Raw genomic sequence first — 15,577 nt, forward strand, 5'->3', positions numbered from 1 at the left:
TTCCCCACTGCTGCCTCCCGTAGGAGTCTGGGCCGTGTCTCAGTCCCAGTGTGGCTGATCATCCTCTCAGACCAGCTACTGATCGTCGCCTTGGTGAGCCGTTACCTCACCAACTAGCTAATCAGACGCGGGCCAATCCTTTGGCGATAAATCTTTCCCCCGAAGGGCACATCCGGTATTAGCTGAAATTTCTCTCAGTTATTCCGAACCAAAGGGTATGTTCCCACGCGTTACTCACCCGTCTGCCACTCCCGTATTGCTACGAGCGTTCGACTTGCATGTGTTAAGCCTGCCGCCAGCGTTCGTTCTGAGCCAGGATCAAACTCTCATGTTCAAGAGTTCTTTCCCGAATTCACAAGTTAAACTTGACGAGGTCCATTCCAACTCCATCCTTTCGGACAAAGCCAAAACGGTCCTTATTCAAGAAACGTAAATCCGGTTCTTTAGCTCTTCTTGGCACGACCCAATCCCGAAGGATCGATCCCGTGCCGACGAGCCCTAAGCGCCGGCCACGTTTCTCTTTCTTCCTATTCACTTGTCAAAGAACAGAGAGGAACTAAGCCCCTCAAACCCCGCCGCCCGAAACCCCAACTTACCGCCAGGATCCGGCAACAGAAATCCGCCGGTGCCACGTCGCTGCAGCGCCGCCGTCGATGAACGTGCTTATAGGGGGCACGACAAAGCCTGTCAACACGGTCTTGTGACACGCGTTTTTAAGCAGCGATAGTCGACTTTCGGCTGAATTCCGGGACATTTTGGAGATGGATCGACCAAAGCCGGGTAAGTTGCCGACAATTTCATCGAACTTTTCTCTGCCTTATTTTTCGCCAGCCGGCAAACTTCCCTCAGAACCGGGCTTTCCGCCTGCCAACGCCCAACTCCCGCCCCATTTTTCACCGACGGAGTTAAATGGCAGACGCTTTTCTCAGGAGAAGCATCGCCACCGGCGGAGCCGACATTGACAAGCCGCGACACCGGGCGGCAAAGTCACCGCCACCTTAAGGAAAGCGCCAGGCTCAACGTGTTCGCGAGACAGGCCTAAGCGCTCCAACAAGATCAACGGGCGGAAGCAAGACACCATCCATGAATGCCGCGCGTCCCCTGCACCGGAACGATAGCGTTGAGCTCGGCGATCTGCCGCCGCTCCTGACGTCCGGTGCCCGAGGTCTTCCCGACCGCCGCGGCGTGTCGATCCGCTGGCTGACCGGCACGGTGCTCGCCACCTTCGCCTCGACCTTTCTGATGGGCGGCGCACTCTATGCCGCTTTCGATGGCCGCGAGACCATTGCCGAACCTTCCGGCACAGTCACCCGCTCCGCCGTGGTCGTGCCGACGCCCGATGATGAGATGATCGCCAAGAGCGATTTCCCGGTCCAGGAAGCCAACGTCGAACCGGCCCGACAGATCCTCAAGGTGTCGACCATTGCCAAGGACGGCGAACACGACATCATCAGACTGAAGCCCTTCGCCAAGGTGTCGACGCCTCTCGTCTCGGACATGGCCGAGATCACCGACCCCATTCCGCCTTACAATCCGCTGCGCATTTTCGCCGACGCCAACGCCGGTACCTCGGAAGGCGGCGAAGCGACGCTTTATGGCGCCGCTGTCGAAGGCGACATGATGCTGAAGGTCACCGACTTCCCGGTGAACGACCCGAACCTTGAGGCGTCCATTCCGCTCGATATCGCCCAGACCGAGCGGATCGTGCGCGAAGCGGCGAGCTTCCTCAACGGCACCAACGTCAAGACCGCCTCGCTGTCGCCGATCGATCAGTCGCGCTTCGACTTCGGCTTTGCCGAACCCTCCTCGCTCGATCAGTTCGGCGTTCGCATCATCCCCGAGAACGTCTCCTTCGTGCCGACCACCACAGCCGAACCGGCGGCGGCGGCCGGTGGCGGCAATGCCTACGAGGATCGCCGCGTCGCCGTCGAAACCGATGAGCCGCTCGAACAGCTCCTGACCGACAACGAGGCGACCGACGACGAAGCTGGCGACATCGTGCTGGCCTTCCACAAGGCGGACCGGTTGCGTCTCCTGAAAGTCGGCGACGAAGTGCGCATCCGTCTCGCCCCCGATCCGGACGACGAGACGGCGCGTTACCGGCCCATCCTCGTCTCGGTCTATCGCGATGGCGGCCATCTCGGTTCGGTAGGCCTCGGCGATGACGGCAGCTATATCGGCGTCGATGAACCGCCAGCCACCGAACAGGCCAGTAGCGGCGCTGATGGCGACGAGAACAGCCCGCGGCCACGCCTTTACGAAAGCCTCTACGAGACGTCGCTCAAGAATGGCGTGCCGCCGGCCCTCATCGACGAGTTGGTTCGCGTCTTTTCCTTCGACCTCGACTTCAACACCCGCATCCAGCCGGGTGACAGCTTCCAGATGGTCTACACCCTCGGCGACAACGGCGAGGAAACCGATAACGGCGAGATCGTCTTTACCTCGATCACCCTCGGCGGCAAAGAACGCCGCTTCTATCGCTACCGCGCGCCCGATGACGGCACGGTCGACTACTATGACGACAGCGGCAAGAGCGCCAAGAAGTTCCTGATGCGCAAGCCGATGTCGGGCGGCACCTTCCGTTCGGGCTTCGGGGCCCGCAACCATCCGCTGCTCGGCGTTACCCGCATGCACACCGGCGTCGACTGGGCGGCCCCGCGCGGCACGCCGATCATGGCGGCCGGTGACGGCATCGTCACCTATGCCCGCTGGAAGAACGGCTACGGCAACTACATCGAAGTCCAGCACACCAACGGCTACGCCAGCGCCTATGCCCACCAGACGGGCTTCGCCAAGGGCATCAAGGAAGGCGTCCGCGTCCGCCAGGGCCAGGTGATCGGCTATGTCGGCACCACCGGTCTGTCCACGGGGCCGCATCTCCATTACGAGGTGCACGTCAACGGCACGCCGGTCGATCCGCTCCGCATCAAGCTGCCGCAGGGCCGCACGCTCGACGGCGACGTGCTTGCCGCCTTCCAGTCCGAGCGCACTCGTGTCGACACGCTCTTGGCAGGCGACAGCCAGACGGCCCGCGCCTCGACGGTCTCGGCAAACGGCGGTTAAGCGGCCAGCGTCCGCGCCCGCAGATCCGAGTCTGCCCCCTTGAACGTTCATAGCCGCCGCCCCATGTCAGCCGAGACCCGTTAGGTCCGGGCCCCTCTGGCAGAAGCCGCCGGCGCATCTGCGATGTCGGACCTTTGTCGACGCATTTCGCCGGCAGAGTTTTGACCGTGGACCTTACCCTCCTCGCCACGCCGTGGCTTGGCACGCCACTCTATCTCTGGCTGGCCTTCCTCGCCCTCGTCGCCCTGCTGCTCGCCTTCGACCTCGGCGTTCTCCATCGCAAGTCGGAGGAGATTTCCATCCGGCAAAGCCTGGTCATGTCCGGCGGCTACATCGCCATCGGCCTGACGTTCGGCGGCTTCGTCTGGTGGCACATCGGTGCCGACGCGGGCCTTGCCTATCTCACCGGCTTTGTCATCGAGAAGACGCTGGCGCTCGACAACATCTTCGTCATCGCGCTGATCTTCTCCTTCTTCGCCATTCCCCGGCACTACCAGCATCGGGCACTGTTCTGGGGTATCCTCGGCGTCATCGTGCTGCGCGGCATCATGATCGGCGCCGGCGCCACCCTGGTCGCCGAGTTCCATTGGATCCTCTACCTGTTCGCCGCCTTCCTGGTGCTCACCGGCATCAAGATGCTGCTGACCGAAGACAAGGAGCACGACCTCGCCAAGAACCCGCTGGTCGGCTTTCTGCGCCGCCGCCTCAACGTCACCGACCAGCTTGAGGGCGACCATTTCTTCGTCCGGAAGCCCCTCGCCGGCAGCGGTCGCCTCGCATGGCACGCGACGCCGCTGTTCCTCGCTCTGGTGCTGATCGAGGCGGCCGACATCATCTTCGCCGTCGACTCCGTGCCGGCCATCTTTGCCATCACCACCGACGCCTTCGTCATCTACACCTCGAACATCTTCGCCATCCTCGGCCTGCGCGCTCTCTATTTCGCGCTCGCCGCGATGATCCATCGCTTCCGCTATCTGAAACCGGCGCTGGCCCTGGTGCTGGTGTTCATCGGCAGCAAGGTGTTCATTGCCGAGCTCATGGGCCTTGAAAAATTCCCGGCGGTCATTTCGCTCGGCGTCACCTTCGCACTGATCGCCGGCGGCGTCGTGGTCAGCCTTCTGAAAACGCGGCAGGAAGCGAAAGGCCCGGAACTCGCCTCGAAATAGTTGAAAGACATCATCAAATCGGAGTGAGCCGGCTGGCGATTGTCAGCCGGAGCGCTATAGAAGGCCGACCCAAACGGAACGGCCTCATGATCATCGGGCCCTTTATCAACGGCGCCGCCATCATCCTCGGCGCTCTCGGCGGCGCGCTCATCGCCCATCGCATGCCGGAACGCCTCAGGACCGGCATGCCGCTCGCCTTCGGCGTTTCCTCGATGGCCATGGGCGTGGTGCTCATCGGCCGCGTCGCTCACATGCCGGTCATGGTGATCGCCACGGTGCTCGGCGCGCTGATCGGCGAACTCGTCCGCATCGAGAACGGCCTCGCCCTGATCGGAGGCCTTGCCAAGCGCCTGGTCGAGAAGGTGGCCAAGACGCCGCACGGTATTTCCCACGAAGCCTTCATCGAGAGCTTCGTTGCCATTCTCGTCCTGTTCTGCGCGTCCGGTGCCGGTATCTTCGGCGCGCTCAACGAGGGGATGACGCACGATCCGAGCGTGCTGATCGCCAAGGCCTTCCTCGACCTGCCAACCGCCGCCATTTTCGCGACGACGCTCGGCCTGTCGGTCGCCACCATCGCCATCCCGCAGATGGCCATTCAGCTCGCCTTGGCCTTCGGCGCCACCTTGTTGATGCCGCTGACGACGCCGGAAATGGTTGCCGACTTCTCGGCCACCGGCGGCGTGATGATGCTGGCCACCGGCCTTCGTATCTGCGGCATCAAGATGTTCCCGATCGGCAACATGCTGCCGGGCCTGCTGCTCGCCATGCCGGTATCGGTGCTATGGTCGATGGCCTTCTAAATAGAAAGCCGGCCGAGTTGCCCCGGCCGGCCTGATATTTTCAGGCTGACGTCGCTTAGGCCGCCCAAGCCTTTTTACGCCGCAACGTCGCGGACCTCCGAGAACAGCAACCGGTCGCTGCCGCCGGTCACCGCTACCGTGTCGCCGTCGCGGACATGGCCGGCCAGGATGCGCTCGGCCAGCGGATCCTGCAGCTGGCGCTGGATGACCCGCTTCAGCGGCCGCGCGCCATAGACCGGATCGTAGCCCTTGTCGGCGAGCCAAGTCCGGGCGCTGTCGTCGAGGGTAAGCGTCACCTTGCGATCCTCCAGGAGCGTCTCGAGGCGCTTGAGCTGGATATCGACGATGGCACCCATCTCGGTCCGCTTCAGGCGATGGAACAGCACGATCTCATCGAGCCGGTTGAGGAACTCCGGCCGGAAGGCCGAGCGCACCACAGCCATCACCTGTTCGCGCACCGCATCGACGTCCTCGCCTTCCTTCTGGTTGGCGAGATATTCCGAGCCAAGGTTGGACGTCAGGATGATCAGCGTGTTCTTGAAGTCCACCGTGCGGCCCTGACCGTCGGTCAGCCGCCCGTCGTCGAGCACCTGCAGCAGCACGTTGAAGACGTCCGGATGCGCCTTCTCGACCTCGTCGAACAGCACCACCTGATAAGGCCGGCGCCGCACCGCCTCGGTGAGCGCGCCGCCCTCGTCATAGCCGACATAGCCCGGAGGCGCGCCGATCAGTCTACTGACCGAATGCTTCTCCATGTATTCGGACATGTCGATCCGGACCATGGCATGCTCGTCGTCGAACAGATAGGCGGCGAGCGCCTTGGTCAGTTCGGTCTTGCCGACGCCGGTGGGGCCGAGGAACATGAACGAGCCGATCGGCCGGTTGGGATCCTGCAGGCCGGCGCGCGCCCGGCGGACAGCCGTCGAGACGGCATGCACCGCCTCGGCCTGGCCGACGACGCGCTTGGCCAGCTCGTCTTCCATCCGCAAGAGCTTCTCGCGCTCGCCTTCCAGCATCTTGTCGACCGGAACGCCGGTCCAGCGCGAGACGACCTGCGCCACGTGGTCGGGCGTCACCGCCTCTTCCAGCATGCCATCGCCCTGCCCTGCCGCGGCCTCGATCGCTTTCAATTCGGCTTCGATACCCGGGATGACGCCATAGGTCAGCTCACCGGCCCGCTGATACTCACCCTTGCGCTGGGCAATGGCCAGATCGTTGCGGGCTTCGTCGAGCCGGCGCTTCAGCTCCGCCGCGTGGCCGAGCTTGTCCTTCTCCGACTTCCAGCGGGCTGTCAGCGCTGCCGACTCCTGCTCGAGGTCGGCCAGCTCGCGCTCGAGGCGCTCCAGCCGATCGCGCGAGGCGGCGTCGGTTTCCTTCTTCAGCGCTTCCTGCTCGATCCTCAGCTGGATCACCCGCCGGTCGATCTCGTCGAGTTCCTCCGGCTTGGAATCCACCTGCATCCTGAGGCGCGATCCCGCTTCGTCGACAAGGTCGATGGCCTTGTCGGGCAGGAAGCGGTCGGTGATGTAGCGGTTGCTGAGTGTCGCCGCCGCGACCAACGCCGCGTCGGTGATGCGCACCTTGTGATGCTGCTCGTATTTTTCCTTGATGCCGCGCAGGATCGAGACGGTATCGGCCACCGTCGGCTCGTCGACGAACACCGGCTGGAAGCGCCGGGCCAGCGCCGCATCCTTCTCGACATACTTGCGGTACTCGTCGAGCGTGGTGGCGCCGACGCAGTGCAGTTCGCCGCGCGACAGGGCGGGCTTCAGAAGGTTGGAGGCGTCCATCGCGCCGTCCGCCTTGCCGGCACCGACCAGCGTATGCATCTCGTCGATGAACAGGATGACGCCGCCGTTCGCCGCCGTCACTTCCGACAGCACCGCCTTGAGGCGTTCCTCGAATTCACCGCGATATTTCGCGCCAGCGATCAGCGCGCCCATGTCAAGGGCGAGCAGTTCCTTGTCCTTGAGGCTTTCCGGCACGTCGCCATTGACGATGCGCAACGCCAGACCCTCGGCGATGGCCGTCTTGCCGACGCCCGGCTCACCGATCAGCACCGGGTTGTTCTTAGTGCGGCGACTGAGCACCTGGATGGTGCGGCGGATTTCCTCGTCGCGGCCGATCACCGGATCGAGCTTGCCGTCACGCGCCGCCTTGGTCAGGTCGCGGGCATATTTCTTCAGCGCGTCATAACCGCTCTCGGCCGATGCGCTGTCGGCAGTGCGGCCCTTGCGGATCTCGTTGACCGCCGCGTTGAGGGCGTTGGCGGTGACGCCTGCGTCTTTCAGGATCTTGGCCGTTCCGGCTTCGGTTTCGATCGCCAGCGCGATCAACAACCGCTCGACGGTGACGAAGCTGTCGCCCGCCTTGTCGGCCAGCGCCTCGGCGGTGGAGAACACCTTGGCCGTCGGGGCCGTGAGGTAAAGCTGGCCATTGCCGCCCGAAACGCGCGGCATGGCGTCGAGCGCCCGATCGACGGCCGACAGCGCCCGGCCGGCGTCGCCACCAGCGGCATTGATCAGACCGGAGGCCATGCCCTCGGGATCATCGAGCAGCACCTTCAAAAGATGCTCCGGCGCGAACTGCTGATGGCCACGACCCAGCGCCATGGTCTGCGCCGACTGGACGAAACCACGCGCCCGCTCGGTGTATTTGTCGAAATTCATCTGGACATCCTTTCCTGGAGCCCGCCTCCTCCGTCCGAAGCCCGGTGGAAGCGTCTGGATATCGTGAGCTTAGGTCATCACCCTTGCCCCTTGCCGACCAATATGGGGAACGAGGCGAGCGCCGAAAAGGGGCTCGGATAAAGACAAAGCCCGCCGCGACGGAAACCGCCGGACGGGCTTAATAAACGCCGCGAAATGCGGGATCAGGCGCTGGCCAGCGCTCCGTGCAGAAGGTCGTCGATACCGAGCGCGCCGCGTAGCATCGAACGGTCCTTGGCAATGTCGGCCACCGTATAGCGGTCGAGCACGGCGAAGAAGGCGCCGAGCGCCTCGCGCAGCACGCGGTTGTATTCGCAGGAGAGGATCAGCGGGCAGTCCTTATGCCCCTCCTCGGAGAAGCATTCCGCCATCTGGAAGCTCTCCTCGGTGGCGGCAATGACGTCGCCGAGCTTGATCTCCTCGGCCGGTCGGCCGAGCTTCAGGCCGCCGTGGCGACCCCGAATGGTCTCGATGAACTTGTGATCCACCAGCACCTTCAAAATCTTGAACAGGTGCGTCTCCGACATGTCGAAGGTGGCGGCGATGTCAGCGACGCGGCTCGGGCGGTCGGGATTCACCGCGCAATAGAGCAGCACCCTGATCGAGTAATTGGTGGCTTGGGTAAGGCGCATGACACCATCTGATTAAAGAGCTGACACTAAAAGTCAAGATTAATTGTTCAGGTGCAGCATGCGCCTTTGCGTCGCCGGACATAATTCGTGCAATTGCTGATCAGCTTTTCCTGGCAGCCTTTTGGGCAAAAATATCGACGAATTGTCTAGTCGATACCCGTCATCCGGCCGGAAGGTCTCTGCCTCCCGGCCGATTGGCCGGCCCTCAGGCGAACTGGCCGTGGCAGTGCTTGAATTTCTTGCCGGAACCGCAGGGGCAAGGCTCGTTGCGGCCGACATGACCCCAGGTGGTGGGATCGTTGGGATCGCGGTCGACTGCAGCGGCGACAAAGGCCGATGCCGGAGCTGCCGCCTCCTGATCGAGGCCCGTCGCCGGATCGACGTGATGGGCCGACAGCGCCTCCTCGTTGAAGGTGGGCGTTTCGGGCGGAGCCTCCCGAATCTCGACGCGCGACAGGTTCGCCGTCACCTGGCGGCGCAGATCGTTGAGCAGCGCCTCGAACAGCGAGAAAGCCTCGGTCTTGTATTCGTTGAGCGGATCGCGCTGGGCATAGCCGCGGAAGCCGATCACCGAACGCAGATGGTCGAGGTGGGCAAGATGCTCGCGCCAGAGGTTGTCCAGCGTCTGCAGCAGGATGGCCTTCTCGACCCGGCGCATCAGCTCGACGCCGACGCGCTCCTCGCGGGCAGCAAAATCAGCATCGGCAGCCGCGACGAGGCGTTCCTCGATCTCCTGGTCGGCGATGCCCTCTTCCTTGGCCCAGTCGGGAATGGGAACGTTGATGTTGAGGGTTTCCACCACGGCGTCGTGCAGACCCTTGACGTCCCACTGCTCTGCGTAGGCGTTCTCGGGAATATGCTTGGCCACCAGGGCGGAGATCACCTCGCGCCGCATGTCGGCGACGGTGTCGGCGACGCTCTCCTCGGTCATCAGCTCGATACGCTGCTCGAAGATCACCTTGCGCTGATCGTTCATGACGTTGTCGAACTTGAGGAGGTTCTTGCGGATGTCGAAGTTGCGCGCTTCGACCTTCTGCTGCGCCTTTTCCAGAGCCTTGTTGATCCACGGGTGAATGATGGCCTCGCCATCCTTCAAGCCGAGCTTCTGCAGCATGCCGTCCATACGGTCGGAGCCGAAGATGCGCATCAGGTCGTCCTGAAGCGACAGGTAGAAGCGTGACTGGCCGGGGTCGCCCTGGCGGCCGGAGCGGCCACGCAACTGGTTGTCGATGCGGCGGCTCTCATGGCGCTCGGTGCCCAGCACGAACAGACCGCCAGCGGCCAGCGCCTTTTCCTTGAGCCGGGCGACATCCTCACGAATCTTCGCCTCGCGGGCATCGCGCTCCGGTCCCGGCGGCACGTCGGCAAGCTTGCGGGCGATCAGCATGTCGGCGTTGCCGCCGAGTTGGATGTCGGTACCGCGACCAGCCATGTTGGTGGCGATCGTCACGGCGCCCGGCAGGCCCGCCTGCGAGATGATGTAGGCTTCCTGCTCGTGGTAGCGGGCGTTGAGCACCTGGAACACCGGCTTGTCGCCGTCCATCAGCACGTCCGGATCGCTCTGCTGGAAGCCACGCTTCTGAAGGAGATCGGCCAGCTGCTCGGACTTCTCGATGGAGGTGGTGCCAACCAGAATCGGCTGGCCCTTTTCCTTGCAGGCGCGGATGGTCTCGATGATCGCCGCGTATTTTTCCTCGACGGTCCGGTAGACCTCGTCATGGTCGTCGATACGGGAGATCGGCCGGTGTGTCGGGATCTCGACGACTTCGAGATCGTAGATGTCGGCGAATTCGTCCGCTTCCGTCGAAGCCGTGCCGGTCATGCCGGCGAGCTTGTCGTACATGCGGAAATAGTTCTGGAAGGTGATCGAGGCGAGCGTCTGGTTCTCCGGCTGGATGCGCACATGCTCCTTGGCCTCCAGCGCCTGGTGCAGGCCGTCCGAATAGCGGCGGCCCGGCATCATGCGGCCGGTGAACTCGTCGATGATGACCACTTCGTTGTCTTTGACGATGTAGTCGCGATCGCGCTGGAACAGCTTGTGCGCCCGAAGCGCCTGGTTGAGGTGGTGGACGACGGAGACGTTCTCGACGTCGTAGAGCGAGTTGCCCTTGAGAAGACCCGCTGCCCTGAGCCGCTCTTCCATCCGCTCGGTACCGATCTCCGAGAAGATCGCCGTGCGCTGCTTTTCATCGACCTCGAAATCCTCGTCGGCGATGCCGGGGATGAACGTGTCCATGGTGTTGTAGAACTCGGAGCGATCCTCCAGCGGACCGGAGATGATCAGCGGCGTGCGCGCCTCATCGACCAGGATCGAGTCCACCTCGTCGACGATGGCGTAGTAGTGACCACGCTGGACCATCTGCGCCTTCTCGTACTTCATGTTATCGCGCAGATAATCGAAGCCGAGTTCGTTGTTGGTGGCGTAGGTGATGTCGCAGGCATAGGCGGCACGACGTTCGTCGTCCGACAGGCCGTGGACGATGATGCCGACGGTAAGGCCGAGGAATTTATAGACGCGCCCCATCCATTCCGCATCGCGGCTGGCGAGGTAGTCGTTGACGGTGACGACGTGAACGCCCTTGCCCGGCAGCGCGTTGAGATAGACGGCGAGCGTTGCCACCAGCGTCTTGCCTTCGCCGGTCTTCATCTCGGCGATGTCGCCATCGTTGAGGACCATGCCGCCGATCAGCTGCACGTCGAAGTGGCGCTGACCAAGGGCACGCTTGGCCGCCTCGCGGACGACGGCGAAGGCAGGCTCGAGAAGCGTATCGAGCTCGGCACCGGCGGCGAGTTTCTCGCGGAACTCGATGGTCTTGCCGGCCAGCGCCTCATCGGAAAGCGCCTCCATCTCTTTCTCGAGCGCGCCGATCGCCTGCACGGCGGGGCGGTAGGAGCGGATACGACGATCATTCGCCGAACCGAAAATCTTGCGTGCTAATCCGCCGAGGCCGACCATGGCAGCCCATCCCTTCGATCAGAATTCCGTGTGCAGGTGCGGGAAAGGGAAACAGCAACGCCCAGCGTTTGGTTCTGGGGCCAACCGTTCGCCCGACCTGCCGAGCCACGCTCCATCTATGGCGGGGTCGGAGATATGTCAACGCTGGCCCCATCCGGATGGCCGGAATCGGCGCTTCTGGCTATGGCGCGGTTCGTCGGCTTCACCCCTCCGACTGACGCCCGCACCGGCTGTCAGCGAGAGGCGTTTTTTGTCCCGTTCCATCACGGAGAATTTGCCGCAGCGCCCCGAGCGCGCTATAGGGCTGCCATCACGGTGCCGGCCCGATCTCCCGGGTGCCGGACCGAAGACAGGATCGTCCCGATGAACTTTGCTCCCGCAACCGGCGCTCGCGGTCGCCTTGGTCTTCTCGCCGCCGCCCTCATCGCGCTGCCGCTTTCCATGCTGCCGGCCTCGGCGGCCGACGACGTGGTGGCCCGCGTCAACGGCAAGGATATCACTGCCGCCGAAGTGCAGATGGCCACCGATGTGTTCGGCGAGCAGCTTGCCCAGGTCCCTGAGGCGCAGCGCCGCTCGATGATCGTCAGCGCGCTGGTCGACATGCACGTCATGGCCGACGCGGCGCTGGCCGCCGGCACCGCCGACAGCCCGAAATACAAGGCGCGCATGGCCTTCCTTGAGGCGCAGGCGCTGCGCAACACCTATGTGGAAGACCAGGTGCAGGGCAAAATCTCCGACGACGAGATCAAGGCGCGCTACGAAAAGGATATCGCCGGTTACGTCGCTCCTGAAGAAGTGCACGCCCGTCACATCCTCGTGAAGACCGAAGACGAAGCCAATGCGGTCCTCAAGCAGCTCGCCGACGGCGGCGATTTCCAGGCCATCGCCAAGGAGAAGTCGCTGGACCCCGGCTCCAAGGACAACGGTGGCGACCTCGGCTTCTTCGCCAAGGGTCAGATGGTGCCAGAATTCGAGGCAGAAGCCTTTGCGCTGAAGCCGGGCGAAACGTCGACCAAGGCGATCAAGACCCAGTTCGGCTACCACATCATCAAGGTCGAGGAGCGCCGCACCCAGCCGGTCCCAGCCCTCGACCAGGTGCGCGAGCAGGTGATCCAGATGGTCCAGCGCGACAAGTATCAGGACACGCTCGCCAAGATGCGCGGCGAAGCCAAGATCGAGATTCTCGATTCGACCGCCGCTCCGGCTGCGGCGCCAGCTGCCCCGGCGACGCCGGCTCCCGCCAAGTAACAGACGCCGATCCGCCCCGGCCGCCGTCGGCCGGGGCTTCCATCTCCTCGCGAAGAGCCGAAGATGTCCGGAACCCAGTCCCCGCTCGCCCCGAAATCCTATCCTGAGCTGCCGGCCCTCGAAGGGGTTCGCTTTGCGACCGCCGCCGCCGGCATCAAGTACAAGGGCCGAACCGACGTGTTGCTGGTCGCCCTCGATGAGGGGACCGAGGTAGCCGGCGTCTTCACCACCTCCAAGTGCCCGTCGGCCCCGGTCGACTGGTGCCGCGCCAACCTTGCTGCCGGCAAGGCGCGGGCGCTGATGGTCAATTCGGGCAACGCCAACGCCTTCACCGGCAAGAAGGGCCGCGAGACGGTGGAAGCCTCCGCCGCCTATGCCGCCTCCGCCCTCGGCGTGCCGGCCGGCCAGGTGTTTCTCGCCTCGACGGGCGTCATCGGCGAGCCGCTGGAGCCCAGGAAATTCGAGGCGGTGCTCGGCGAGCTTTCTGCCCGTCTGGCGCCGGCGCCGTGGATCGATGCCGCCCGCGCCATCATGACCACCGACACCTTCCCGAAGGTGGTCACCGCCACCGTCGATCTCGGCGGCGTTCAGGTGACGATCAATGGCATGGCCAAGGGCGCCGGCATGATCGCGCCGGATATGGCCACCATGCTGTCCTTCATCTTCACTGACGCGCCGCTGGCCGCCCCCGTGCTGCAAGACCTGATCGCCAAGGGTGCCAAGCAGTCGTTCAATTCCATCACCGTGGACAGCGACACGTCGACCTCCGACACGCTGCTGCTGTTTGCCACCGGCAAGGCGGCCAGCCGCGGCGCGCCGCGCATCACCGACCCGGCCGATCCCCGCCTCGCCGCCTTCCGGACAGCGCTTGAAGGGCTTTTGCTCGATCTCGCCAAGATGGTGGTGCGCGACGGCGAAGGCGCCCGCAAGTTCATCGAGGTCAACGTCACCGGCGCCACCGACAATGCATCGGCCAAGCGCATTGCCTTCTCCATCGCCAACTCGCCGCTGGTCAAGACCGCCGTGGCCGGCGAGGATGCAAACTGGGGCCGCGTCGTCATGGCCGTCGGCAAGGCCGGCGAGCCGGCCGATCGCGACCGCCTCGACGTCTACTTCGGTGGCATTCGCGTCGCCGTCGATGGCGAGCGCGACCCGGACTATTCCGAGGAGGCCGCCTCGGCCGCCATGCGCAAGGACGAGATCGTCATCCGCGCCGATATCGGCCTCGGCGAGGGACATGCGACAGTGTGGACTTGCGATCTCACCAAAGAATATGTCGCCATCAACGGCGATTACCGCAGCTGATCCTTATTGGCCGGGAGAGCCGTCGATGAAGATGGTGCTGGTGGTCGCCTGCGCGCTGATCGACGCCGACGGGCGTATTCTTCTGGCGCAGAGACCGGAGGGCAAAGCGCTCGCCGGTCTGTGGGAGTTCCCCGGCGGCAAGCTCGAAACAGGTGAACGGCCGGAGGACGCGCTGATTCGTGAGCTCGCCGAGGAACTGGGCATCACCGTGAAGCATGCCTGCCTCGCCCCGCTCACCTTCGCCAGCCACGCTTACGACGACTTCCATCTTCTGATGCCGCTCTACGTCTGCCGTCGCTGGGAAGGCGAGGCCGGCGGCCGTGAGGGACAGGCGCTCGCCTGGGTGCGACCGCAAAAGCTGCGCGACTATCCGATGCCGCCGGCCGATGCCCCGCTGATCCCCCACCTTGTTGATCTTCTGTCACCGCTTTCGAGCAGTTCTTTGTAACTGCATATACGAAATCATCATGATTTCGTGGCATGAATGGAGGCTGGGCATGTGGTCGGCGGCGATGGCCGCGACAGCGCTTTCAGACGGGAAGAGGCAACAGCATGGCGGAGAAGCGTCCGGAACAGCGCCGGCTTGATGCCTTCCTGCGCGACACCGAGGGCGCCACCGCCATTGAATACGGTATCCTCCTCATGATGGTCGGCCTTGCGCTAATCGGTATGGTATCGCTGACAGACGTTGCCAACCGCATCGACAACACCTTCAACTACGTTTCCGATACATTGTCGGGCTGACCGATCAGCCGTCATTCCCCGGTGGATTGACCTTCAGCGCATCGGCGAGGCGCATTTGCGCGCTGCCCGGCTTGAGGGGCTTCTGCTGGCTTTCATGCGGCGCCCAGCCCGACAGCGACACCAGCGTCAGGCTCGCCCGGACACGCCCATCCGGATCACCGAACATCTCCTGATAGACCGCAGCCACCTCGGCAAACAGCGCCGGTCCGGTCAGACCTCGCCGACGATCGATCAGCACGCTGGTCGCCCCCATGGCCTTGAGATCGTCCATCAGCGCCAGCGCGCTTGAGTAGCGCAGCGTCAACCGGTCCTGATCGGCCACCGGCAGCGCAAAGCCCGCCCGCTGCAACAGGCCACCGAGATCCCGCACCTCGCCCATGGGGGCAACCCGCGGCGACACACCGCCGGCGCGCCGACTCTCCGCCGTGAGGAAGGCTTGCCGAAGCTCGGTCAGTGTGTCGCCACCGGCCAGCACGCCGAGAAACAGGCCATCCGACCGCAAGACGCGCCGCGCCTCGATCAGCGCACCCGGCAGGTCGTTGGCAAACTGTAGGGACAATGACGACACGACCAGATCGAAGGCTCCGTTGGCGAAGGGCAACGCCTCGTCATCGATCACCAGAGCGCCGCCGCCATCGAGGCCCGGCACCAACAAGTCGGCACGCACCACCTCGTCGACCCGGCCGGCAGCGATCCGCGCCGCCAGGAGGCCGGTGGGATCACCGAGAACCAGGGCACGCGAAAACCGGCGTTCGACGGCAGCCAGTCGATCGGCAAGATCGTCAGCGGCAAGGGCCAGTAGGAAATCGGCACCCGACCGCCGTTCGGCGAGCGCCCGGGCCCGGCGGCGAGCGAGAAGAGAGCGATCGAAAATCAAGGGCGTCATCGGCAGGCGTCCGCTGAGGCATCCGCATGAACAAGACGGATGCGGAAGGGTGAAACATCCGCCTTGGAT

General features: G+C 64.0%; 11 protein-coding genes and 1 rRNA gene. 7 read left to right on the forward strand and 5 right to left on the reverse strand.

All coding sequences use genetic code 11. From position 1 onward, the window contains the following. Positions 1-334, reverse strand: a 16S ribosomal RNA gene (locus G522_RS0107695); the annotation flags it as partial. 749 nt (positions 335-1,083) lie between these two features. On the opposite strand from G522_RS0107695, the gene G522_RS0107700 reads away from it, so the two are divergent. The 3 genes from G522_RS0107700 to G522_RS0107710 all read left to right on the forward strand — a co-directional run bounded on the left by G522_RS0107700 (position 1,084) and on the right by G522_RS0107710 (position 5,029). After that, complete coding sequence (locus G522_RS0107700; RefSeq protein WP_036838576.1) at positions 1,084-3,063, forward strand: M23 family metallopeptidase; 1,980 nt, start codon at positions 1,084-1,086, stop codon at positions 3,061-3,063. Positions 3,064-3,230: 167 nt separating this feature from the next. Continuing rightward, the gene (locus G522_RS0107705) at positions 3,231-4,229 is read left to right on the forward strand and encodes a TerC family protein (RefSeq protein WP_026790542.1); all 999 of its coding nucleotides are present in this window, start codon (positions 3,231-3,233) and stop codon (positions 4,227-4,229) included. An 86-nt stretch (positions 4,230-4,315) separates the two neighbouring features. Then, positions 4,316-5,029, forward strand: coding sequence for a DUF554 domain-containing protein (locus G522_RS0107710; RefSeq protein WP_026790543.1), 714 nt, complete (start codon positions 4,316-4,318; stop codon positions 5,027-5,029). Positions 5,030-5,103: 74 nt separating this feature from the next. On the opposite strand, the gene clpB is transcribed toward G522_RS0107710, so the two are convergent. From clpB to secA, 3 genes are all read right to left on the reverse strand, one after another. Next, positions 5,104-7,698, reverse strand: coding sequence for an ATP-dependent chaperone ClpB (clpB, locus tag G522_RS0107715; protein WP_026790544.1), 2,595 nt, complete (start codon positions 7,696-7,698; stop codon positions 5,104-5,106). Between the two features lie 203 nt (positions 7,699-7,901). Further along, entirely contained in the window at positions 7,902-8,369 is a 468-nt protein-coding gene (locus G522_RS0107720) for an Rrf2 family transcriptional regulator (RefSeq protein WP_026790545.1), read from the reverse strand. 205 nt (positions 8,370-8,574) lie between these two features. Next, complete coding sequence (gene secA / locus G522_RS0107725; protein ID WP_026790546.1) at positions 8,575-11,325, reverse strand: preprotein translocase subunit SecA; 2,751 nt, start codon at positions 11,323-11,325, stop codon at positions 8,575-8,577. Positions 11,326-11,688: 363 nt separating this feature from the next. Here secA and G522_RS26030 point away from each other — a divergent pair, with 363 nt between their 5' ends. From G522_RS26030 to G522_RS26035, 4 genes are all read left to right on the forward strand, one after another. Next, positions 11,689-12,573: a peptidylprolyl isomerase gene (locus tag G522_RS26030; RefSeq protein WP_051228432.1), complete on the forward strand. Its 885-nt coding sequence runs from the start codon at positions 11,689-11,691 to the stop codon at positions 12,571-12,573. A 63-nt stretch (positions 12,574-12,636) separates the two neighbouring features. Continuing rightward, positions 12,637-13,878: a bifunctional glutamate N-acetyltransferase/amino-acid acetyltransferase ArgJ gene (gene argJ, locus G522_RS0107735; protein WP_026790547.1), complete on the forward strand. Its 1,242-nt coding sequence runs from the start codon at positions 12,637-12,639 to the stop codon at positions 13,876-13,878. A gap of 25 nt (positions 13,879-13,903) precedes the next feature. Next, on the forward strand, positions 13,904-14,326 hold the full coding sequence (mutT, locus tag G522_RS0107740) for an 8-oxo-dGTP diphosphatase MutT (RefSeq protein WP_026790548.1): 423 nt from the start codon (positions 13,904-13,906) through the stop codon (positions 14,324-14,326). 104 nt (positions 14,327-14,430) lie between these two features. Beyond that, positions 14,431-14,622, forward strand: coding sequence for a Flp family type IVb pilin (locus tag G522_RS26035; RefSeq protein ID WP_036838579.1), 192 nt, complete (start codon positions 14,431-14,433; stop codon positions 14,620-14,622). Positions 14,623-14,626: 4 nt separating this feature from the next. Here G522_RS26035 and G522_RS0107750 read toward each other — a convergent pair whose 3' ends face one another. Then, entirely contained in the window at positions 14,627-15,508 is an 882-nt protein-coding gene (locus tag G522_RS0107750) for a methyltransferase domain-containing protein (RefSeq protein WP_026790549.1), read from the reverse strand. Positions 15,509-15,577: the final 69 nt, after the last annotated feature.

The organism is Pleomorphomonas oryzae DSM 16300 (genome assembly GCF_000422965.1).
GTDB lineage: Bacteria > Pseudomonadota > Alphaproteobacteria > Rhizobiales > Pleomorphomonadaceae > Pleomorphomonas > Pleomorphomonas oryzae.

Bases quoted from the DNA above. Each gene is read 5' to 3' on its own strand.
- argJ (WP_026790547.1), top strand. From the start codon at position 12,637: ATGTCCGGAACCCAGTCCCCGCTCGCCCCGAAATCCTATCCTGAGCTG.
- G522_RS26035 (WP_036838579.1), top strand. From the start codon at position 14,431: ATGGCGGAGAAGCGTCCGGAACAGCGCCGGCTTGATGCCTTCCTGCGC.
- G522_RS0107700 (WP_036838576.1), top strand. From the start codon at position 1,084: ATGAATGCCGCGCGTCCCCTGCACCGGAACGATAGCGTTGAGCTCGGC.
- G522_RS0107710 (WP_026790543.1), top strand. From the start codon at position 4,316: ATGATCATCGGGCCCTTTATCAACGGCGCCGCCATCATCCTCGGCGCT.
- secA (WP_026790546.1), bottom strand. From the start codon at position 11,325: ATGGTCGGCCTCGGCGGATTAGCACGCAAGATTTTCGGTTCGGCGAAT.
- mutT (WP_026790548.1), top strand. From the start codon at position 13,904: ATGAAGATGGTGCTGGTGGTCGCCTGCGCGCTGATCGACGCCGACGGG.
- G522_RS26030 (WP_051228432.1), top strand. From the start codon at position 11,689: ATGAACTTTGCTCCCGCAACCGGCGCTCGCGGTCGCCTTGGTCTTCTC.
- G522_RS0107750 (WP_026790549.1), bottom strand. From the start codon at position 15,508: ATGACGCCCTTGATTTTCGATCGCTCTCTTCTCGCTCGCCGCCGGGCC.
- G522_RS0107720 (WP_026790545.1), bottom strand. From the start codon at position 8,369: ATGCGCCTTACCCAAGCCACCAATTACTCGATCAGGGTGCTGCTCTAT.
- clpB (WP_026790544.1), bottom strand. From the start codon at position 7,698: ATGAATTTCGACAAATACACCGAGCGGGCGCGTGGTTTCGTCCAGTCG.